17 protein-coding genes are annotated in these 20,261 nt (G+C 71.6%); 1 reads left to right on the forward strand and 16 read right to left on the reverse strand.

Going from position 1 to position 20,261, the window contains the following annotated elements; genetic code table 11:
* Positions 1 to 5 precede the first annotated feature (5 nt).
* The 5 genes from BKK81_RS24860 to BKK81_RS24880 all read right to left on the reverse strand — a co-directional run bounded on the left by BKK81_RS24860 (position 6) and on the right by BKK81_RS24880 (position 5,149).
* Entirely contained in the window at positions 6 to 767 is a 762-nt protein-coding gene (locus BKK81_RS24860) for an ABC transporter ATP-binding protein (protein ID WP_071018573.1), read from the reverse strand.
* Complete coding sequence (locus BKK81_RS24865) at positions 764 to 1,522, reverse strand: ABC transporter ATP-binding protein (RefSeq protein WP_071018575.1); 759 nt, start codon at positions 1,520 to 1,522, stop codon at positions 764 to 766. Before BKK81_RS24865 ends, BKK81_RS24860 begins: the two co-directional genes overlap by 4 nt.
* Entirely contained in the window at positions 1,519 to 2,805 is a 1,287-nt protein-coding gene (locus BKK81_RS24870; RefSeq protein WP_071018577.1) for a branched-chain amino acid ABC transporter permease, read from the reverse strand. Before BKK81_RS24870 ends, BKK81_RS24865 begins: the two co-directional genes overlap by 4 nt.
* A gap of 14 nt (positions 2,806 to 2,819) precedes the next feature.
* Positions 2,820 to 3,761, reverse strand: a complete 942-nt coding sequence (locus BKK81_RS24875) for a branched-chain amino acid ABC transporter permease (RefSeq protein WP_071018579.1) — start codon at positions 3,759 to 3,761, stop codon at positions 2,820 to 2,822.
* A gap of 140 nt (positions 3,762 to 3,901) precedes the next feature.
* A complete protein-coding gene (locus BKK81_RS24880) occupies positions 3,902 to 5,149 on the reverse strand; it encodes a branched-chain amino acid ABC transporter substrate-binding protein (RefSeq protein WP_071018581.1) in 1,248 nt (415 codons plus the stop codon).
* 516 nt (positions 5,150 to 5,665) lie between these two features.
* Here BKK81_RS24880 and BKK81_RS24885 point away from each other — a divergent pair.
* Complete coding sequence (locus tag BKK81_RS24885; protein WP_269466464.1) at positions 5,666 to 6,427, forward strand: FadR/GntR family transcriptional regulator; 762 nt, start codon at positions 5,666 to 5,668, stop codon at positions 6,425 to 6,427.
* 50 nt (positions 6,428 to 6,477) lie between these two features.
* Here BKK81_RS24885 and BKK81_RS24890 read toward each other — a convergent pair whose 3' ends face one another.
* From BKK81_RS24890 to BKK81_RS24940, 11 genes are all read right to left on the reverse strand, one after another.
* Positions 6,478 to 6,945: a hypothetical protein gene (locus BKK81_RS24890; protein WP_071018585.1), complete on the reverse strand. Its 468-nt coding sequence runs from the start codon at positions 6,943 to 6,945 to the stop codon at positions 6,478 to 6,480.
* A gap of 134 nt (positions 6,946 to 7,079) precedes the next feature.
* The gene (locus BKK81_RS24895; protein WP_071018587.1) at positions 7,080 to 8,015 is read right to left on the reverse strand and encodes an SMP-30/gluconolactonase/LRE family protein; all 936 of its coding nucleotides are present in this window, start codon (positions 8,013 to 8,015) and stop codon (positions 7,080 to 7,082) included.
* Between the two features lie 20 nt (positions 8,016 to 8,035).
* Positions 8,036 to 8,947 carry an amidohydrolase family protein gene (locus tag BKK81_RS24900; RefSeq protein ID WP_071018589.1) on the reverse strand — a complete coding sequence of 304 codons (912 nt, stop codon included), beginning with the start codon at positions 8,945 to 8,947 and terminating at the stop codon, positions 8,036 to 8,038.
* Between the two features lie 185 nt (positions 8,948 to 9,132).
* Positions 9,133 to 10,071 carry a tripartite tricarboxylate transporter substrate binding protein gene (locus tag BKK81_RS24905; RefSeq protein ID WP_157903435.1) on the reverse strand — a complete coding sequence of 313 codons (939 nt, stop codon included), beginning with the start codon at positions 10,069 to 10,071 and terminating at the stop codon, positions 9,133 to 9,135.
* A 370-nt stretch (positions 10,072 to 10,441) separates the two neighbouring features.
* A complete protein-coding gene (locus tag BKK81_RS24910; protein ID WP_071022241.1) occupies positions 10,442 to 11,374 on the reverse strand; it encodes a tripartite tricarboxylate transporter substrate binding protein in 933 nt (310 codons plus the stop codon).
* Positions 11,375 to 11,659: 285 nt separating this feature from the next.
* Positions 11,660 to 12,595, reverse strand: a complete 936-nt coding sequence (locus BKK81_RS24915) for an NAD(P)-dependent oxidoreductase (protein WP_071018591.1) — start codon at positions 12,593 to 12,595, stop codon at positions 11,660 to 11,662.
* Positions 12,592 to 13,278, reverse strand: a complete 687-nt coding sequence (locus tag BKK81_RS24920) for a methyltransferase (RefSeq protein WP_071018593.1) — start codon at positions 13,276 to 13,278, stop codon at positions 12,592 to 12,594. The genes BKK81_RS24915 and BKK81_RS24920 overlap by 4 nt, the downstream gene beginning before the upstream one ends.
* Positions 13,279 to 13,417: 139 nt before the next feature.
* Positions 13,418 to 14,425, reverse strand: a complete 1,008-nt coding sequence (locus tag BKK81_RS24925; RefSeq protein WP_071018594.1) for a Bug family tripartite tricarboxylate transporter substrate binding protein — start codon at positions 14,423 to 14,425, stop codon at positions 13,418 to 13,420.
* Between the two features lie 57 nt (positions 14,426 to 14,482).
* Positions 14,483 to 15,484 (reverse strand): amidohydrolase family protein, encoded by a 1,002-nt coding sequence (locus BKK81_RS24930; RefSeq protein ID WP_083384420.1) that lies wholly within the window; start codon positions 15,482 to 15,484, stop codon positions 14,483 to 14,485.
* 377 nt (positions 15,485 to 15,861) lie between these two features.
* The gene (locus BKK81_RS24935; protein ID WP_231908210.1) at positions 15,862 to 17,700 is read right to left on the reverse strand and encodes an enterochelin esterase domain-containing protein; all 1,839 of its coding nucleotides are present in this window, start codon (positions 17,698 to 17,700) and stop codon (positions 15,862 to 15,864) included.
* A complete protein-coding gene (locus tag BKK81_RS24940; protein ID WP_071018596.1) occupies positions 17,700 to 20,156 on the reverse strand; it encodes a TonB-dependent receptor in 2,457 nt (818 codons plus the stop codon). Before BKK81_RS24940 ends, BKK81_RS24935 begins: the two co-directional genes overlap by 1 nt.
* Between the last annotated feature and the right edge of the window lie 105 nt (positions 20,157 to 20,261).

Below are 20,261 nucleotides of genomic sequence, written 5' to 3' on the forward strand. Positions count from 1 at the left end.
GGTGTTCATACGGCGAGCCAGTCCTTCATCAGTTGAGTGTTGGCGGTGAGTTGCGCGGGCGTGCCTTCGTAGACGATGCGGCCATGGCCCATCACGCAGACGCGGTTGGAGACCTTGAGGGCGATGGCCAGCTTCTGCTCGACCAGCACCACCGAGACGCCGCGGCGGTGGATGTCGGCGATGGCTTCGCCCACCACCTGCACGATCTTGGGCGCCAGCCCTTCGGTGGGCTCGTCGATCAGGATCAGCAGCGGGTTGCCCAGCAGCGAGCGGCACATGGTGAGCATCTGCTGCTCGCCGCCGGACAGGCTGCCGGCCTTGGTGTTGCGCCGTTCCTTCAGGCGCGGGAAGTAGTCGAACATCTGCTCGACCGTCCACTTCGGCGCGCCCTGCTGGGCACGCTGCTCGCCCATGCGCAGGTTCTCGTCGACGCTCAGGTTGGCGAACACCTCGCGTTCCTCGGGCACGAAGGCGATGCCGCTGCGGCAGATGGCATAGGGGGCTGCGCCGGCGAGATCGCGCCCGCGCAGCCGGATCCGGCCCGCGCTGGGCGGCACCAGGCCCATGATGGCCTTGAGCGTGGTGGAGCGGCCGGCGCCGTTGCGTCCCAGCAGGCTGACCACCTCGCCCTGCTCGACGTGGAAATCGACGCCGTGCAGGATGTGGCTCTTGCCGTAGTGGGCGTGCAGTCCTTCCACCGACAGCAGCCGCGTGCCGGCTTGCCGGACGCCCTGCCCGCTGTGTTGTTGTCCGATACCTGCGCTCATGCGGCGGCCTCCTCGCCCAGATAGGCTTCCTTGACGCGTGGGTTGTTGCGGATCTCCTCCGGGCTGCCGGTGGCGACGATCTCGCCGTAGACCAGCACGCTGATACGGTCGGACAGCGAGAACACCACGTCCATGTCGTGCTCGACGATCATCAGCGTGCGCCCTTGCGACAACTCGCGGATCAGTCCGGCGGTGTAGTCGGTTTCCTCCTGCGACATGCCGGCCATCGGCTCGTCGAGCAGGATCACCTTGGGGTCCGAGGCCAGCGTCATAGCGATCTCCAGCGAGCGCTGCTCGGAGTAGGAGAGCTCGCCGGCGACGGTGCCGGCGCGGGCGCCCAGCCGCACCTGGTCCAGCAGCTGCATGGTCTCGTCGCGCACCGCGCGCAGGCGGTTGGCGAAGCGCCACAGCACGTACTGCAGGCCGTGCCGCCGCATCACGGCGAGGCGCACGTTCTCGAACACGCTGAGGCCGGCGAAGATATTGGTGATCTGGAAGGAGCGCGCCAGCCCGCGCCGGTTGATCTCCTGCGGCGACAGGCCCTGGATGGCGGTGCCGTCCAGCAGCACCTGGCCGCCGCTGGCGGGCAGGCGGCCCGAGATCAGGTGGAACAGGGTCGATTTGCCGGCCCCGTTGGGACCGATCAGCGCGTGGCGTTCGCCGGCGCGCACCTCGAGATCGACGCCGCGGATGATGTCGACGTCGCCGAAGGATTTGCGCAGGCCGCGCAGCGAAAGGATGGCTTGCGGGTTCATGCCGGATTCCTGTGGGCGTTGGCGGAAGGCCGGGCCGGGGCCGCGGCGGCATCGGCCGCGTCCTTGACGCGCAGCCAGGCGCCGTTGGCGAGGCGGGCGAGGAGCACGCCGGCGGCCAGCAGCGCGGCGGGCACCAGCCAGGTGAACGGAGAGAGCGGGTCCCAGTCGCGGCCGAACAGCGGGATCGGCGGCAGGCCGCCGCCGGCGAGGGCCGCCATCGCGCGGTAGTCCTGCGAGAAGGCGCGCTGCAGCATCTCCACCGTGAAGACCGTGCCGGCCGCCAGCAGCAGCGCGCCCAGCACGAAGGCCAGCGCGAGCGGCAGCATGCGGCGCAGGCCGTGCGTACGGCAGTTGGCCAGCAAGGACTGCACCAGGCCGGCCAGCCCGGCCGGCACGAACAGCATCACCAGCACGAACAGGATGCCCTGGTAGAGCAGCCAGGAGCGCGTCAGGTCGGACACGGCGTAGCCGAAGAAGGTCATGGCCGCCGCGCCGAGCGCGGGCCCGAGGAACAGCTTGACGCCGCCGATGTAGCTGTTCAGCACCACCGCGGCGGAAGCCGAGGCATCGAACACCACGTAGTTGGCCGCTTCCATATTGATGGCCTGCAGGCCGCCGGCGACGCCGGAGAACATCGCGGACACGGCGAACACCAGCACGCCGAGTCGGTGCACGTCATAGCCGAGGAAGCGCAGGCGGTTGGCGTTCTCGCGCAGGCCCAGCGTGAGCCGGCCGACCGGCGTCAGCGTGTACAGGTAGAGCAGGCCCAGCGACAGCAGCACCCAGGCCAGGGTCAGGTAGTAGACCTGCGTGCTGTCGCCGAAGCTGAAGCCCCAGGCCGGCATGCGCATGGTGGAGATACCCGCCTCGCCGCCGAACCAGCCGGCCAGGTGGGGCGCCAGCGCATGCAGCAGCTCGGCCAGGGCCAGCGTGATCATGGCGAAGTAGACGCCCGCGCGCTGGGTGGCGAACCAGCCGGCCGCCAGGCCCGCCAGCAGGCCCATGGCGCCGCCGGCCAGCGGCAGCAGCGGCGTCGGCAGCAGGCCGTTGCCGCCGAAGGCGTTCATCGCGTGCACGGTGGCGAAGGTGCCGATGCCGAAGTAGGCGGCGTGGCCGAACGACAGCATGCCGCCCTGGCCGCTCAGCAGGTTGAAGGCCGCGGCGAACAGCACCGCGATCAGCATCTGGATCGAGGCGTTGACCAGGGCCGGGGAAAGCACTGCGGGCAGCGCGGCGAGGGTCGCGACGGCGAGCAGCAGGAGGGTTTTCTGGATCGGGGTCATGCGGGCTCCGTGGCTTATTCCTTCTCGCCCATCAGCCCGGACGGGCGGACCAGCAGGATCAGCAGCATCAAGGCGAAGGGGATGGTGGCGGACAGGCTCGACAGCTTGAGCGTGAGCAGGCCGCCCACCTGCTCGGCCCATTCGCGCAGGCCGGCCAGGGCCAGCAGGTCGGCCAGGCTGCGGTCGACGCCGACCGACAGCGAGGTGATCAGGCCGATCAGCAGCGAGGCCAGCATGGCGCCGCCGAGCGAGCCCAGGCCGCCCACCACCACCACCACGAACACCATCACGCCGAGCTCCAGCGCCATGTTCGGGTTGGTGGTGTAGAAGGCGCCGGCCACCGCGCCGGCCAGCCCGGCCAGCGCGGCGCCGACGCCGAACACGCCCATGAAGACCAGCGGCACGTTGTGGCCGAGCGCCTCGGCCATGCGCGGCTTGTAGATGGCCGAGCGCACCACGATGCCGACGCGGGTGCGCGTCAGCAGCAGGTAGATCAGGCCGAACATGGCCAGCGCGATGCCGCCCATCAGGATGCGGTAGAAGGGATAGGCGGTGGCGCCGAGCTGGAAGGCGGCGAAGTCGAGCGCGGGCGGCACGCGGTAATCGACCGGGAAGTTGCCGAAGAAGAGCTTGATCAGTTCGGCGATGATGAAGGACAGGCCGAAGGTCAGCAGCAGTTCGTGCGCGTGGCCGAAGCGGTGCACGCGGCGCAGGAAGAAGCGCTCGACCGCCACGCCGGCCAGGCCGACCAGGATGGGGGAGACCACCAGCGCGGGCCAGAAGCCGAGCACGCCCTGCAGCGTGTAGGCCAGGTAGGCACCGAGCATGTAGAAGGAGGCGTGCGCGAAGTTCAGCACGCCCATCATGCCGAAGATCAGCGTGAGGCCGGCCGATACCATGAACAGCAGCAGGCCGTAGATCGCGCCGTTGAGCAGCGAGACGATGAAGTATTCCATGAGGCTTCCTGGGCTTTCGTAAGGACGAGCGGGTCCTGTGCGCGGCACTGCCATCGACCTGCGGGCGGACGGCGCGCGGCGCGCATGCCGGGCCGCGCCACGGATGGCGCGGGCCGGTCAGCGTTGCGGGAAGAGGGCGATCAGCCGGGGCGCTGCATCTTGCAGCTCGCCTGCGGCGGCGTGGCGGCGTCGGCCGCGGAGAAGGCCTTGACGGGCTTGAAGCCCAGGTCGGTGCCGTCGACCTTGAACTTCGCCTCCTTGCTGACCACCGACACCACCATCGGCAGCAGCACCTGGTGGTCGGCCGCGCGCATGCTCATCTCGCCCAGCGGGGTCTTGACCCTGGCCTTTTCCAGCGCCAGCGCCAGTGCCTTGGTGCTGAGCCTGCCGCCCTCCGGCTTGACCGACTTCAGCGCCTCGCCCAGCATCTCGATGCCGAAGATCGACTGCGGCTCGATGAAGACCGGCAGGTGGCCTTCCTTGGCCTTGAAGTCATTGGCGAGCTTCTCGCCGTCGGCGCCGCCCGCCTCGGCATTGAAGGGGTGCGCGACATAGTGGCCGAGCGCGACCTCGCCGGCATTGCCGACGTTGCCGGGCTGGTCGAGGAAGACGGTGGCGAAGCGGGTCTTCAGGCCGGCCGCCTTGGTCGCCTTCATCAGCAGCAGCAGGTCGTTCGACCAGTTGCCGGTGATCACGGTATCGGCCTTGGCGGCGGCGATCTTGGCCACGTAGGGCGAGAAGTCCTGCACCTTGTTGACGTCGTGCAGCGTCTTGTCGACCACCGTGTAGCCGCCCAGGCTGGCGTAGTCGCCGATGGCCTTCTGCATGTCGGCGCCCCAGGAGTAGTTCTGGTTGATCGAGTACACGCGCGATCCCAGCGCGTTCAGCGGCTTCATCGCGGCAACCAGCGCCTTGACGCGGATCTGCGCGTTGGTGGCGAAGCGGAAGTGGTAGAAGTGGCACTTCTCGCCGGTCAGCTCCATCGCCTCCCCACCCAGGTTCAGGTAGAGGATCTCCTTGCCCGGATTGCGCAGGTTGAACTTGCGCACGTCCTCGGTGATCTGCCCCGACACGGCGGAGGACGATCCCTGCATGACGATCTGCGCGCCATCGGCCACCGCGGCCTTCAGCTTGTCGGCGGCGCCGGCCGGGCCGCCCTGGTTGTCGTACTCGACCAGTTGCAGCGGCTCGCCGTTCCAGCCGCCGGCCGCGTTGAGCCGGTCGATGGCGAAGCGCGCCGCGGCGCGGAACATCAGCCCGGTCGATGCCTGCGGCCCGGACAGGGTCTCGACCAGCGCGATCTTCACCGGGGCCGCCGATGCCGTGCCTGCCAGCAGGGAAAGTGCCGCTGCCGCGAGCAAAGGACGGGAAATACGGCTACCGCTCATGCATGTCTCCTTGATAGTTGGGCCATCCGGATGCGCCTGGCGGCGTCATCCCTTTATTTGTTCGACGATTATTGGTCTGACAGTTATAAAAGTGGTCAGACAGGTTTACTATAGGGAGTCGGGCGGGAGGCGTCAACGGCGGAAGGGGCGTCTTCGGGTTTCCACTGATAGCGGAAAACACAGGGAAATACGGGGAAAATCATGCATTCGCCCTGGCCTGCGGGTTTGCCGCGAGCGGTCGCGAGCGCAGCCCGCAGGGCCGGCGCCGGCTGCCGCGACTGCCCCGGAGAGCGGGGGTGGCGCCCGGGGCAAGACGTGCTACATTGACCTGTAAGGCCAGTTGCCGGCCTATCTTGTCGGCCTGCTTGTCGGCCTGCCTGTCGGCCTGCCTGTCGGCCTGCCTGTCGGCCTGCCTGTCGGCCGGGCGGAACCGGGCACAGAACGTACGGAGACGTACGGGACCAGACGAAAGACGAACACGTACAGTGCGCGCCAGGCGGCGCGAGGGAGAGAACCGTGAGCAAGACCGTGCCAGAACCGGCACCGAGCGGCGCCGAGCGCGCGCCAAGCGTGATGTTCCATCCGGAGGCCAAGCACCTGCCGGACGAGATCGCGCGGCGGCTGAGCCAGGCCATCCAGGCGGGGGAGTTCGCCGTCGGCGACAGGCTGCCGAGCGAGCGCCTGCTGTGCGAGCAGTTCTCGGTGAGCCGCGCGGTGGTGCGCGAGGCCTTGTCGCAGCTGAAGTCCGAAGGCCTGGTGGAATCCAAGGCCGGCAGCGGCGTGTTCGTCATCGAGCGCAGCCAGCGCCAGGCCTTCCGCATGCAGGACGTGGCGATCGACGAGAAACACTCGCTGTCGATGGTGATGGAGCTGCTGGTCACCATCGAGGTGGCCGCCACCCGCTTCGCGGCGATGCGCCGCACGCCGGAGGACCTCAAGCGCATCCGCCGCGCGCTGGTCGGCATGGAGTACGAGATCGCCAATGACCGGCTCGGCGACGACGAGGATTTCGCCTTCCACCAGGCCATCGTCGATGCCACCCACAATCCGCACTTCCGCGCCCTCAGCGAGCACCTCGAGCACGGTGCGCGCCGGCTGATCCGGCAGGCGCGCAGCAATACGAAGAGCCGCCACGCGGACCTGGTCGAGGCGGTGCAGGAGGAGCACAAGCGGATCTACGACGCCATCGTCGCGGGCGATGCGGAGCGCGCGGCGGAGGCGGCCGAATCCCACCTGCGCAACGCCGCCAAGCGCCTGAACATGTACCTGAAGGGATAGCGCGGCCGTCGCGCTTCCCGGCCCCGATCAAAGCAGCGAGGTGCGGGGCGCTACAGCTTCTGCGCCGCGGCCAGGGTGAAGATCCTGGCCCAGCGCAGCGCTTCCTTGCGCGAGGCCATGGGGATCTGCCACAGCGGCCGGGCATTGTGCTCCAGGCGCAGCGCCAGCGACCACTTGCCGTCCGCGCCGCCGGGCTCGGCGCCGGCGATATCCGCGAAGATGAAGCGCGAGCGCGCTTCGTGCAGCGTCAGCAGGCCATGCTTGTGCTCGGCGTCGACGCACACGCTGCCCCAGGGGCCTTCGAGCGTCAGGATGCGTTCTCCCTTGACCGTGGTGCCGTGGATGCTGCGGTAGCGCCGCACCAGGCCGGCGACCAGCGCCGCCAGCAGCGCGGCGGCCGCCAGCACGGCGCCGGCGCCGGCCAGCGTGCCGAAGGCCGAGGCCACCGTCAGGTACAGGCGCACGGCGCCGTAGACCAGGGCGCCGAGCATGGCGAGGACGAGCAGGATGATAGGCACGATCGGATTCCGTCGGGAACGTGGCCGGCCCGCGCAGGCAGGGGCGCCGGCCGCGCATGGGCGCATGAGTGCGGGGCGCGCCGATTCTAGCAGTGCCCGCCGTGCCTTGCCGGCGCCTGCAGGGGGCAGCCGCTTCAGGCCCCCCGCGCGGCCGGCGCGCCACGGTGCAGCGGCAGCCCCGCCGCCGGCATCCCGGCGCGCAGGATGCGGCCGTGCGTCGAGTCGGTGACGTAGAGCGTGCGCCTGTCCTCGCCGCCGAAGGCCAGGTTGGTGGTGGAACTGCCCGGCGTGCCGCGCAGGACCTCGACCGGCTCGGCGCGCCCGTTCAGCACCCAGACGTAGCCCAGCCCCGGGTTGGCCACCAGCAGGCGGCCCTCGGCGTCCACGGCCAGGCCGTCCGGACCGCTGGGGCCGTAGGAGGTGAAGAACTGCCCCACCTTGGCGACGCTGCCGTCCGCCAGCAGCGGCACGCGCCACACGCAGTTGCCGCGCGTGACGGCGAGGTAGAGCACGCGCTCGTCGGGCGACAGTGCCACGCCGTTCGGGCTCGGCACGTTGGCCAGCAGCAGGTCGAGCCGCCCGTCCGGCCGCAGGCGGTAGAGGCGGCCCGACGGGTCGTGCAGGCCGCTCTGGCCCTGGTCGGTGAAATAGAGGTTGCCGGCGCTGTCGAAGACGAGGTCGTTGACGCCCTTGAAGCGCTCGCTGTTGCGCCGCTCCAGCCAGGGCGCCACGCGCCCGCTGGCGAGGTCGAGGCGCATCAGCCCGTTCTTGTAGTCGGTGATCAGCAGCGTGCCGGCATCGAGGAACTTCATGCCGTTGGGCTCGCCGTCGTATTCGGCCACCAGGGTCCAGCAGCCCTGCGGGTCGATGCGGAAGACGCGGCCCCAGGGGATGTCGGTCACGTAGAGGTGGCCCGCGTCGTCGAACACCGGGCCTTCGAGGAAGGAATCGGCGACGGCGCCGCCGCGGTTGGCGTCGGCCCACTCGCTGCGCTCGCGGCGGCGGAAGGACTCGGGCATGGCCGTGAAGCATTCGAACTCACGGACCTGGGGGGCTTGCAGCAGAAACATGGCTTGGCTTCCTTGGCGCTTCACGCGGCGGGCTCGAATCCGTACAGGCGCGCCGGATTGTCCACCAGGATGCGTTCCAGCGCGGCGGCCGAGCCGGCCCACGCATGCAGCAGGTCCATCAGGTCGGCATCGTTGACCGTGCCCGCGGCCTCGGTGGTGTGGGGCCAGTCGCTGCCCCATACCAGCCGTTCCGGCACGGCCTGCACCAGGGCCCGTCCCAGCGGCAGCGTGTCGGCGTAGCTCGGCCCGTGCACGGCCGAACGCATGTAGGCGCCCGACAGCTTGACCCACGTGCTGCCGCGCTCGAGCAGGCGGCGCAGCGCCGCGTAGGCCGCGCCCGCGGTGCCCTCGGCCGGGTCGATGCGGGCCAGGTGGTCGACCACCAGCGGCACCGGCAGCGCCGCCAGCACGGGTTCGAGCGCCACCAGTTGCTCGGGATGGACGAAGACCTGGATATGCCAGCCCAGCCGCGCGGCCTTGCCGGCCAGCGTGGTGAGCATGGCGGCCGTGGTCTCGCCCCACGACTGCGGTGTGACGAAATTCACCCGCAGGCCGCGGATGCCGCGCGCGTGCAGGCGGTCCAGTTCGTGCTCGGCCACCTCGTGGCCGACCACCGCCACGCCGCGCGCGCAGCTGCCGAGCTGGTCCAGCGCGTCGAGCGTGCAGGCATTGTCGGTGCCGTAGGTGGACGGCGTGACCACCACCGCGCGCGCGGTGCCGAGGCGCGCCTGCAGCCGCCGGTAGGCGGCCACGTCGGCATGCGGCGGCGTGCGCCGCCAGTGCGGCGACGGCGCGAAGCGCGGGTCGAAGATGTGCATATGGCTGTCGCAGGCCAGCGCGGGCACGGCCTGCGCCGGCCGGTTGAGGCCGGCGGAGTGCGGCACGGCGGAATCGCCCGGCACGGGATCCAGAGGGGGGCTGGTGGCGAACATGGGTGTGGCGTGGCAGGGGTCTCAGGAATCTCAGGAATCTCGGAATCTCGGAATCTCGGAATCTCGGAATCTCGGAATCTCGGAATCTCGGAATCTCGGAATCTCGGAATCTCGGAATCTCGGAATCTCGGAATCTCGAGGGGCGCAGGAGTTGCAGGAGTCGCAGGGACCGGCGCCCCGGTGGCTCAGTCCAGATGGATATTGCCCTGGCGCACGACCGTCGCCCACTTGCTGTCTTCCTTCTTCAGGAAGGCGGCAAAGTCGGCGGGCGAGGAGCCCACCGGCTGCGCTCCCAGGTCGGCCAGGCGGCGCTTGACGTCTTCGTCCTCCAGCGCGTCCACCACGGCCTTGTGCAGGGTACCGGCGATGGCGGGGGGCGTTCCCGCCGGCAGGAAGATGCCGTTCCACTCGTAGGCTTCGTAGCCGGGAATGGCCGCCTCGGCCACCGTGGGCACGTCGGGCAGGCGCTTGGAGCGGACCGGCGCGGATACCGCCAGCGCGCGCAGCTTGCCGCCCGCGATCAGGGGATAGGAGGCGGCCACGGTGCTGAACATGAAGTCCACCTGCCCGGCCATCACGTCCGAAATCGCCGGCCCGCCACTCTTGTACGGCACATGCACCATCTCCAGGTGGAGCCGCTGGCGGAACAGCTCGGCCGCCAGGCGCTGCACCGTGCCGCCGCCGCCCGAGGCGAAATTGAGCTGGCCCGGCTGCGCCTTCGCTCTGGCGACCAGGTCACCGACGGTCTTGAACGGCGAGTCGGCCTTGACGATCAGGATGTTCGGCGCCAGCAGCACCAGCGACAGCGGCTGCAGCGCCTGGCTCGCATAGGGCATCCTCGGGAACAGGTGCGGATTGATGGAGTACGGCGTGGCATCGTACAGCAGGGTGTAGCCGTCGGCGGGTGCCTTGGCCACGAAGGCCTCGCCGATGGTGCCGCTGGCGCCCGCGCGATTGTCGACGATCACGCTGCGGCCCAGCCTGGCGCTCATGCGGTTGGCCAGCAGGCGGGCCACGGCATCGGCGGCGCCGCCGGGCGCGTAGGGCACGACGATGGTGATCGGGCGTTCGGGATAGGCCGCGTGCGCCGCGGGGAGGGCGAGGCAGGCCAGCGCGGCCAGCATGGTCCCCATGGCCTGCAAGGCGCGCCGGGCGCGCGGATAGGATGGAAAGCGCTTCATTGTCGATGTCTCCAGTTGCCGGCGAGCGGTGGCGACCGCCTGGGCCGCGACGATGGTGTTGGCGCCGGGTTTGTTGTCGACCACGAAGGGTTGGCCCAGCGCGCGGCTGGCATAGTCGGCGAAGGCGCGCGCCACCACGTCGGCCCGCCGGCGGCGAAGCCCGCCACGAGGCGCACCGGCCTGGCCGGATAGGTGCCGGCCTGCGCCAGGCAGGCGCCGGACACGGCCAGCAGGAGCGCGGCCAGGGCCTGGCCGGCGCGGCGCACGCGGCCGGCGCGGTGGCCACGATGTCGCTTGTCCATGGCAGGGGCCCTCATTCCAGGTGGATGCCGCTGGTGCGGATCACGCCGGCCCACTTGCCGGTCTCCGCCTTGACGAACGCGTCGAATTCGCGCGCGCTCGAGCCCACGCCCTGCACGCCCAGTTCCGCGAAGCGCTGCCGCATGCCCGGGCTGGCGACGCTGGCGCGCGTCTCGGCCTCCAGGCGCGCGATGATCGCGCCAGGCGTGCCGGCCGGCGCGAACAGGCCGTTCCATTCGTGCGCCTGGAAGCGCGGCAGGCCGGCTTCGGCCATCGTCGGCACCTGTGCCCAGCCCTGGCCGCGCTCGGCCGAGGTGATGGCCAGGGCGCGCAGCTTGCCGCTCTTGACGAGGGGGCCGCTGGCGGTGGTCGCGCTGAACATCAGGTCGACCTGGCCGCCGATGAGGTCGGTCAGGGCCGGCGCTCCACCGCGGTACGGGACATGGGTGAGCGAGATCCGCGCGGCCTGCTGAAACAGTTCGCCCGCCAGGTGCTGCGCGCCGCCGTTGCCGGCCGAGGCGAAGGTGAGCTTGCCGGGACGGGCCTTGGCCGCCGCGATCACGTCGGCCAGGGTCTTGAACGGCGAGGCGGCGGGCACCACCAGCAGCAGGGGGGCCTGGTTGACCAGCGAGATCGGCGTGAAATCCTTGGCCGCGTCGAACTGCAGGCTGGGGAACAGGCTCGGGTTGACCGTGAAGGCGGTGGCATCGAGCAGCAGCGTGTAGCCGTCCGGCCGGGCCTTGGCGACCGCCGTTTCGCCGATGGTGCCGCTGCCGCCCGGCCGGTTGTCCACGACCACCGGCTGGCCCAGGCGGCCGGCCAGCTGGGTGGCCAGCAGACGGGCCGTGTTGTCGGCGTTGCCGCCGGCCGGATAGGGGACGACCAGGCGGATCGGCCGCTCGGGCCAGGACTGTGCCTGCGCCGGCGCGGCGCCCAGCGCCAGCATGGCCGCCGCCAGGGCGGCCAGCGAGGCCAGGGAAGCGATGGCGCGCAGGATGCCGGCGACGGGGCCGTCCGGCGAGGTTCGTGGTATCAATGTTGTCTCCTTTCGGGGTGCCGGCCGTGCGGCCGGCGCCCATATTGCGCTTTCGGTTGCGCTTCCAGTTGCGCTTCTCATTGCGCTTCTAGTGCTTCGAGCACTTCGGACACGCCGAGTGCCTCGTGTGCTTCGCGCGTCTCTGGTACTGCGGGTGCAGCAGGTGCAGCAGGCGCTGCAGGTGCCGGGGCTGCCTCAGGCCGCCACCGTGCCGGCCGCCTCGAGCACGGCCAGCGCATTGCGCGCGGCGCCGAGGCCCATGTTCACATAGGCATCGCTGGTCACGCCGCCGATATGCGGACTCAGGATGAAGCCGGGCTGGCGCTGGAAGGGATGGCCGGCCACCATCGGCTCCACCGCGAAGCTGTCGAGTCCCGCGGCGCGCACCTGCCCGTCCTGCACGGCGGCCAGTAGCGCCGCCTCGTCGATCAGCCCGCCGCGTGCGGTATTGACCACGATCACGCCGGGCTTGCAGCGGGCCAGCGTGGCCGCGTTGAGCAGGCCGCGGTTGTCCTCGGTCAGGGGGCAGTGCAGCGAGATCGCGTCCGCTTCGCGCCAGAGCGTGTCGAGGTCGACGCGCTGCACGAAGTCCGGCAGCTCGCCGGCGAAGGGATCGAAGCCGATCACGCGCATGCCCAGCGCCGCGGCCATGCCGGCGAAGCGCCGGCCGATCGCCCCCAGGCCGACCAGGCCGATGGTGCGCCCGCCCAGCTCCACGCTCTTGTGCGTGGCCTTGTCCCAGTGGCCCGCGTGCATGCGCGCATCGAGCTGCGGCACCGACTTGGCGCAGGCCAGCAGCAGCGCCAGGGCCTGCTCGGCCACCGCGGCGGCGTTGGCGCCCACCGCGGCCACCACCTCGATGCCGCGCGCCCTGGCGGCGGCCTTGTCGATGGTGTCGGTGCCGCTGCCGTGCTTGGAGATGACCCGCAGCGAAGGCGCGGCATCCATGGCGGCGGCGCCGACCTTGCTGTAGCGCACGATGATGGCGACCGGGTCGTGGCGGCCGCACAGGGCGACGATATCGTCCTCCGTCGGCGTCTTGCCGGCGTAGACGATCTCGTAGCCGGCCAGCAGCGCCAGGGCCTGGGGTGCCAGGTCGGCGGCGGTGATGAGAATGGTCGGGCGGCTCACAGCGCCTCTCCTTCGGCCAGCACGCCGGCGGCACGCAGTGCGGCCGGCAGCCATTTGGCGGCGGTGTCGCCGCGTCCGATGGCGTCGAGGCGCGCCGCCTCGTCGGCCACCTTCTTGGTGGCCAGGGCCATCATGGCGGGCGCCTTGGCGCGTTCGATCACCACCACGCCGTCGGCGTCGCCGACCACCAGGTCGCCCGGGTTCACGGTGGCGCCGCCGGCGGTGATCGGATGGTTGAGGCGGCCCGGCACGAACTTGGTGGGGCCGGCCGGGTTGAAGCCGGCGCTGAACACCGGGAAGTCCAGTTCCAGCAGTTCCAGCTTGTCGCGGATGGCGCCGTCGACCACCACGCCGCCGAGCTTGCGCTGCTTGCAGGCACTGAGCATCAGCGTGCCCATCAGGGCGGCGGTCTGGTCGCCCTTGCCGTCGATCACCAGGATGTCGCCGGGCTGCGCGAGGGCGATGGCGGCATGGATCATCAGGTTGTCGCCGGGGCGCACCTCGACGGTGAAGGCCGGGCCGGCGAGCTTCATGCGCGCATGCACCGGGGCCACGCGGGCATGCATGGTGCCGCGGCGGCCGGCCACGTCGGCCAGGATGGCGGCCTGGAAGGTGGCGGCTTGCTGGACGACCTCGGCGCTGACGCGCTCGATGTTGCGGATGACTTCGGGAAGCTGGTTCATGGTGCGGACTCGATCAAGGAATGGAGGGCAGGGGAAAGCGAAAAGCAAAAAGTGAAAAGTGAAAAGCGAGAACGGAAAGCGGAAAGCTGCGTACGGCATACGGAGACCGGCAGGCTGCGCGCCGGGCCTGGCAGGGGCGTCAATCGATGCGGATATTCCCCTTGGCGATGACCGCGGCCCATTTGGCGGAGTCCGCCTTCTGCAGCGCGCCGAGCTGTTGCGGGGTGCCGCCGACCAGGGTCACGCTGAGCCGGCCGGCCAGCGCGACGATGGCCGGGTCGCGCAGCGCCTGGGCGATCTCCTGGTTCAGGCGCTGCACCACGGCGGCCGGCGTGCCGGCCGGCGCGAACACCGCCTGCCATTGCTCGACCACGAAATCGTGCAGGCCCGCTTCGCCCATGGTGGGCACGTCCGGCAGGGCCGCGAGGCGCTGGGCGGAGGTCACGGCGAGGGCGCGCAGCTTGCCGGCCTGCACGTGCGGCAGGGCAGCGGCGGCGGGCGCGAACATGAACTGCACCTGGCCGCCCAGCGTGTCCTGCAGCGCCGGCGTGTCGCCCTTGTAGGGCACGTGGACGAAGCGCGTGCCGGTCTGCTGCTGCAGCAGTTCGCCCTGCATCTGCAGGATGGTGCCGTTGCCGCCCGAGGCGAAGGCGAGCTTGCCGGGCTGGGCCCGGGCGGCCGCCAGCAGGTCGGCCACGCTGCGCAAGGGCTGGCTCGCGCCGACCACCAGCAGGTGCGGAATGGTGCCGAGGGTGATCACCGGCGCGAAGCTGGCGATCGGGTCGTAGGGCAGGTGGCCCAGCAGGTGCGGCGCGATCGCCTGCGGGCCGATCGAGGTGCCCAGCAGCGTATGGCCGTCGGGCGCGGCCTTGGCCACGAAGGCCGCGCCGATGGTGCCGGTGGCGCCGGGTTTGTTGTCCACGATCACCGTGCTGCCCAGCGCCGCGCCGATGCGCTGCGCCACGTTGCGGCCGAGCACGTCGGTGCTGCCGCCGGGCGGATAGGGCACCACCCAGGTGATGGCACGGCCGTCGGGCCAGGCGGCCCGTGCCAGGCCGGAGCCGGCGGCCAGCGCCGCGCCGAGGGTGGCCAGGACGCGCCGGCGGGTCGCGCCGTGGGCGGGAAGCGGGGAAGGGTGGAAGGGCATCTGTCGTCTCTCGTGTCGTTGTCGTGTCGCGGTCGTGTCGCCGCGGTATCGCCGTGCTTATTCCGTGCTTATTCCGTGGCTTGTTCCGTGGCTGATTCCGTGCTGCTGCGGTGACGTCGCAGCCGTGCCGGGACGGCCGGGCACCAGTGCCCCCCCGGGCGGGGCGGGAGGGAAGCCGTACAGCGCGGCCGGGTTGTCGCTCAGCACGCGCCGCAGCGTGGCCGCGCCGCCTGCCGCCGCCGTCCAGTCGGCCAGGCGGTCGAGCTGGCGGGCATCGTCGGGCATGGGCTGCAGGCCGGCGCTGGCGGTGGCATGCGGCCAGTCGCTGCCCCACACCACGCGCTCCGGGGCGGCGCGCAGGTAGCCGGCGGCCAGGGCATCGAGCGCGGGGTCTTCGACGCTGTGGCGCGCACTCACGAGGTAGCCGCCGGAGAGCTTGATCCACGCGCGCCCCGCCTGCAGCAGGGCGAGCAGCAGGGCGTGCGCGGGGTGCTGTCCGGCCTGCGCGGGGGCGATGCGGCCGCAATGGTCGAACACCAGCGCGACCGGCAGGCGCCGCAGCACCGGGGCGAGCGCGGCTAGCAGGTCCGGCGCCATCAGCAGCTGCAGGTGCCAGCCCAGCGGCGCGATACGCTGCGCCAGCGGCTCGACCTGTTCGGCCGACCCGACCACGCCCAGCGAGAGATTGAGCCGTACGCCGCGCACGCCCCGCGCGTGCAGGGCCTCCAGTTCGCCGTCGCTTTCCGTGCCGTCGATCACGGCGACGCCGCGTGCGCGGTCGGTGCCCAGGGCCGCGAGGCCGGCGAGCATGCAGCGGTTGTCGCTGCCGTAGGTGGACGGCGTCACCAGCACCGCGCGCTGCGTGCCCAGCCGGCGCTGGAGCCGGCGATAGTCGTCGGCCGAGGCGTCGGGCGGCAGCAGCCTGGCGCCCGGCGCGGCGGCGAAGCGTCCGTCGTAGACATGCACATGGCAATCGCAGGCGCCGGCGGGCAGCGCGGTGCGGGGGGCGGCATGCCCTGCCGAGAACGGCACGGGCGCGAGCGGGCTGGCGTGATCCATGGGGCCGGTGGTCCGGATGCGGGGCGAAGGCAGCGCGGGAGGGCGCTCAGCCCCGCGACGTGCCGGGACGGCTGGCGGGTCTCTTCCGCCGTGGCGAGGCGGCGCGCGGGAACCGGGTTGGCATGGCTTGTCTCCGTTTCTATGTCGTGCCGGCGCTATCGTTTGCACCGGGCTATTGGAAGGCGACTATAGATTTACGTTTCGGCCTGCACAATGGCGTTTCGTTTGGCGAAACGAATTGCGCGATGAGCAACGGCAGGCGGCTGGTAGAGCACCCGCCGCGGGTGGGGCCAGCGCTCTCCCCCAGAAAAAAACAGGCACTCAAGGAGTGCCTGGCAAGGAAGCGGTGCGGCGTGGCCGCGCGCCGGCCGGCCGTGTCACGACATCGGACAGGCCCGCGCCACCTCGCCGTCGCCCGCCAGTTCGCGCTGCGCCTTGGCGGTGCCGGCCAGCGCCATCAGCCCGCAGGCCAGGGTGCCGCGCCACTGCAGGTAGTCATGTCCGCTGGCGAACTCGGCATGGCGCACCGGGTACCCGCGTGCGCGCAGCACGTCGCGCAGGTGGCGCGTGGTGGTGAGGATGCCGGTCGGGCCGCGCCCGTCCTCGAAGCGGCCCGCCTCCAGGTAGAAGCGCAGCGGCAGGCGCGGGCTGGCGGCGTAGCGGCGCGTCAGCCATTCGGGGGCCGCGTCGCCTGCCGCCGGGCCCGTGCCGGGGGCCGCTCCCGGGGCCCACCAGAAGGAGCCAGACTGGCTCAGCACCAGGCCGAAGCGCTGCGGGTGGCGCAGTGCCGCGTAGGCCGCTGCCAGCCCGCCATAGCTGGAGCCGGCAATGATGGTGCGCGCGGCCGGCGCCGCCACGCCTTGCGCGGCGGCCCAGGGCAGCAGTTCCTCGGCGAGGAAATCCGCGAAGGCGGGCCTGGGCGGCAGGTCGGTGGCGCGAGCCTGCGCGCTCGGGTTGGCCAGGATCAGCGCTGGCATGGGCGGCAGCAGTCCGTCGTGGACCAGGTTGTCGAGGATGACTGGCGTGGGTACCGCGGACAGGTAGGCGTGGGCGTCGAACAGCACCAGCAGCGCTGCCGCCCGGGCTCCGCGCGGCGCCTGCCGCTGGCCGGCCGCCGCGCCCGGGGCGGGCCGGTAGACGTAGACCTCGCGCGTGTCGCCGAGCAGGCGGCTCGCCAGGCGGTGGCGCTGCACGGTGCCGGCCGGCACGCCCGGCCGCCGGGCGTGCCACGGCTGGGGCGGGGCACCCGGGAGTTCCAGCACCGACTTCTGCGCATAGGCATCTGGGGCATCGGGGGGCAACGCGGGAAACGCTTGCGGATTGAGCGGGTCGCGCCGGGCCGTGGCGAGGATGGCGCGGCGGCGCTGCGCGGCGGGGGCGTCCAGCTCCGGCACGTCCGGCGCGAGCTGGTAGCTCAGGCGCGTGCCGGCGGGGACGCGGTAGCTGCGGTACCAGACATCGCTGTCGCCCAGGCGGGCCAGCGGGTCGTGGTCGCCGGCCGGGCTGCCCAGCAGCCGCACGCCGTGGGCGGCGCCGCGCCACAGGAAGGTCACCAGGACCTCGGCGGGGCCGCCGGCGGACGTCTGCGCGGGGCTTGCGGTATCTGCCAGGGCCTCGACCAGCGGCGTGCCGCGTGCCGCCATTTCGTGCCAGAACGCTTCGCTGCCGCCGCCCTCGGCGAGATCCCGGGCCAGCCGGCGCAGGCGCGGGCTCTCCAATGGCGTGCCGGGCGCGCGTTGCCGGGCGCGCGGCACCGGCGGCGCGATGGTCAGCACATGGGGCGCGGCGGCGGCTGAGCGATCGGCGGGCTGCACGCGCAGCAGGTAGTCGGCATCGTTCGGCGCCACGAACAGGAAGCCGCGCGAGAGGCCATCCGCGGCGACCAGGCGGCGCAGGTGGCGGCCCTGCGCGTCCAGCAGGTCGAGCGTGGCGGCGGGGCCGTCCAGCGTGCCCTCGACGAAGTCGCCGGCCTGCAGGGCGAGCGTGGCGGTGGCCGGTGCCTGCTGAGCGGCGGCGAGGCGCAGCGGCTGGCCGGGCAGCGCGCGCGGCGTGGCGGCACTCGCCTGGGCGGGCGCGGCGTCCGGGGTGTCGGCAGTCGCAGCAGTCGCGGCGGTGGATGCGGTGGCGGGCGGCAGGCCCGCAGCCAGCAGCATGGCGGCGCTGACGGCATGGGCGGCATGGGCGGCATGGGCGCGCAGACGGGAGAGCCGCCGCATCAGAAGTCCACCGTGGTCGTCAGCCGGACCGTGCGCGGTGCGTTCATGGTCACGTAGCCATCGTTGAAGGAACCGGCCCAGTAGCTCTCGTTGAACAGGTTGTCGACGTTGGCGTAGAAGCCGACGCGCTTGCCGGCGATGCGCGTGATGTAGCGCGCGCCGGCGTCGAAGCGCCACCAGGCGGGGATCTTCTGCGTGTTGGCGGTATTGACGTACTGCGTGCCGGTGTAGGTGGCGCGGCCCGAGAGCGTCAGCCCGGGCAGCCAGGGCAGGTCCCATTCGGTGCCGAGGTTGGCGGCCCATTGCGGCGTGCCAAAGGCGGTATTGCCGTCGTAGGCGCCGTTGGCGGTGCGGGTCAGCACGGCGCGCGTGTAGGCCACGCCGCCGAGCACGCGCACGCCGCGCGCCGCTTCGCCGAACACATTCCATTCGATGCCGCGGTGGCGGCGCTCGCCGTCCGGGTGGTAGGTGCGGGTCGCCAGGTCCTGGACCAGGCTGGGCCGCGTGATCTGGTACACGCTCAGGGTCTGCGTCAGCCGGCCGCTGTCCCACTTGACGCCGGCCTCCATCTGCCGGGTCTTGTAGGGCGCGAACATCTGGCCGAAGTTGCGCGCGGCGGTGTCGGTGACGGTGTCGCCCTGGCTCAGCCCTTCGATGTAGTTGGCGAACAGCGACAGGCCCGGCCCCCATGGCTTGAGCACCAGCCCGAGCGCGGGCGTCACCGCGCTTTCGTCGTAGCTGGCGGTACGCGCGCCGGTGGCGGCGGCGAAGGTGTCGGCCTGCACGCGCTGCTGGCGCAGGCCGAGCGTGAGCTGCACCGTGTCCCGGGCGAAGGCCAGCGTGTCGGCCAGCGCGAAGCTGGTCAGCGTGCTGTCCGAGGTCTTCGGCGCGCTGCCGGGGTCGGCCGCCAGCGGCGGAGCGATCGGCCGGTAGATGTTGGAGAGATAGGCGCCCGAGCTCTTGTTGAGGGTGCCGGTGCGCTGGTTCAGGAAACTGAAGCCGAGCACCAGGCGGTGCTCGACCGGGCCGGTGCGCGCGGTGCCGCGCACGCCGGCCTCGGCCGACAGCGTGTCGGTGAAGCCGCGCTGGTTGTAGGTGTAGCCGGTGTAGTCGCCCGAGGGCTTGACGCCGTTGGCGCGCGTGCCGTTGAGGAAGCCCGCGTAGCGGTGGCTGAGCGTGCCGACGCCGCCGTAGACGGTCCAGTCGTCGCTGAGGTCGAACTCGCCGCGGCCGACCACGGCCATGTTGTCGATCTCGCCGTGCGTGCCGCGCAGGATGTTGGTGCCGGCCTTGGGCGCGGTGGGGATCACCGGGCCGGTGAAGGAGGCCATCCACGCGCTGCCGTTGCTGACCCGCTCGCGGTTGGCATAAGCGTCCAGCGACAGGCGCAGGCGCTCGCCGGCGTAGTCGAGCGCGAGGGCGCCGAGCAGCCGCTGCTTGGACTGGCCGTCGATGCCGGTGCGGCCATCGTCGGCGGCACCGTTGAAGCGCATGCCGAAGGCCTTGTCGGGGCCGAAGCGCCGGCTCACGTCGAGGCTGCCGCCGAAGTTGGCCGAGGACCGGTAGGTCGTGGACAGGCGCGTCAGCGGGTCGGCCCCGGCGCGCTTGGGCACCAGGTTGATGACGCCGCCGACGGCGCCACCGGGCGCCATGCCGGTCAGCAGGGCGGTGGGGCCGCGCAGCAGTTCGACACGCTCGATGAACTCGGTCGGTGCGTGGCCGGAGGGCGCCAGGCCGTACATGCCGTTGAGCGCCAGCTCGCTGGAGGTGATGTCGAAACCGCGCACCGTGTAGTTCTCGTAGATATGCCCGGCAGTGGTGGTGAAGCGCACGGTCGGATCGTTGGCCAGCACGTCGGCCACGGTCCTGGCCTGCTGGTCCTCGATGGTGGCGGCCGTGTAGGCGGCACCGCTGAAGGGCGCGTCCATCAGGTCGGTGTTGCCCAGCATGCCGAGGCGCGCGCCGCGCGCGACCTGGCCGCCGGCGTAGGGCAGGGGCAGGGCTTCGGCATCGTGGCGGGTGGCGCTGACCGTGACCGTCGGCAGCGTCGCGCCGTCGGCGGCGGCGGGCGGAACGGGGCGGACGAGGAAGCCGTTGGGGACGGCCTGGGCCGCGAGCCCGGTGCCGCGCAGCAGCGTGGCCAGGCCGTCGGCGGCGCCGTAGCTGCCTTGCAGCCCGGCGCTGCGGCGGCCGCCGACCTCGGCCGCCTCGTAGGAGACGAGCACGCCGGCCTCGATGCCGAAGCGGGTCAGCGCGTCCTGCAGCGGGCCGGCCGGGATGGCATAGCCGCGGCGGGTGGCGGTGGCGTCTGTGGCGGCGGCGGTGGCGGCGGCGGTGGTTTGGGCCGCAGCCGGCGGCGGCACCATGGCGGCCGCGCCGGCGCCGGCCAGGGCCAGCGCGCGCAGGGCGGCGGCATGCAGGCCAGAACGGGGCGGACGGGAGGAGGTCTTGTACATCGGAGGGTTTCCTTTCGCGAGCAGCCGCGATGCGGCCTTCTCCTGCCAGGCCACGCGAAACGGAAAAAGACCTCAGGTCCTGCAGATTATTTTTTGTTGTGGCGC

It is taken from the genome of Cupriavidus sp. USMAHM13, assembly GCF_001854285.1.
Classification (GTDB): domain Bacteria; phylum Pseudomonadota; class Gammaproteobacteria; order Burkholderiales; family Burkholderiaceae; genus Cupriavidus; species Cupriavidus malaysiensis.

Bases quoted from the DNA above. Each gene is read 5' to 3' on its own strand.
- BKK81_RS24910 (WP_071022241.1), bottom strand. From the start codon at position 11,374: ATGCTGGCGCTGGGCGCCGCGCCGGCGCAGGCACAGTCCTGGCCCGAG.
- BKK81_RS24900 (WP_071018589.1), bottom strand. From the start codon at position 8,947: ATGTTCGCCACCAGCCCCCCTCTGGATCCCGTGCCGGGCGATTCCGCC.
- BKK81_RS24940 (WP_071018596.1), bottom strand. From the start codon at position 20,156: ATGTACAAGACCTCCTCCCGTCCGCCCCGTTCTGGCCTGCATGCCGCC.
- BKK81_RS24860 (WP_071018573.1), bottom strand. From the start codon at position 767: ATGAGCGCAGGTATCGGACAACAACACAGCGGGCAGGGCGTCCGGCAA.
- BKK81_RS24880 (WP_071018581.1), bottom strand. From the start codon at position 5,149: ATGAGCGGTAGCCGTATTTCCCGTCCTTTGCTCGCGGCAGCGGCACTT.
- BKK81_RS24905 (WP_157903435.1), bottom strand. From the start codon at position 10,071: ATGCTGGCCGCGCTGGCCTGCCTCGCCCTCCCCGCGGCGCACGCGGCC.
- BKK81_RS24895 (WP_071018587.1), bottom strand. From the start codon at position 8,015: ATGTTTCTGCTGCAAGCCCCCCAGGTCCGTGAGTTCGAATGCTTCACG.
- BKK81_RS24930 (WP_083384420.1), bottom strand. From the start codon at position 15,484: ATGGATCACGCCAGCCCGCTCGCGCCCGTGCCGTTCTCGGCAGGGCAT.
- BKK81_RS24875 (WP_071018579.1), bottom strand. From the start codon at position 3,761: ATGGAATACTTCATCGTCTCGCTGCTCAACGGCGCGATCTACGGCCTG.
- BKK81_RS24925 (WP_071018594.1), bottom strand. From the start codon at position 14,425: ATGCCCTTCCACCCTTCCCCGCTTCCCGCCCACGGCGCGACCCGCCGG.
- BKK81_RS24920 (WP_071018593.1), bottom strand. From the start codon at position 13,278: ATGAACCAGCTTCCCGAAGTCATCCGCAACATCGAGCGCGTCAGCGCC.
- BKK81_RS24870 (WP_071018577.1), bottom strand. From the start codon at position 2,805: ATGACCCCGATCCAGAAAACCCTCCTGCTGCTCGCCGTCGCGACCCTC.
- BKK81_RS24935 (WP_231908210.1), bottom strand. From the start codon at position 17,700: ATGCGGCGGCTCTCCCGTCTGCGCGCCCATGCCGCCCATGCCGCCCAT.
- BKK81_RS24865 (WP_071018575.1), bottom strand. From the start codon at position 1,522: ATGAACCCGCAAGCCATCCTTTCGCTGCGCGGCCTGCGCAAATCCTTC.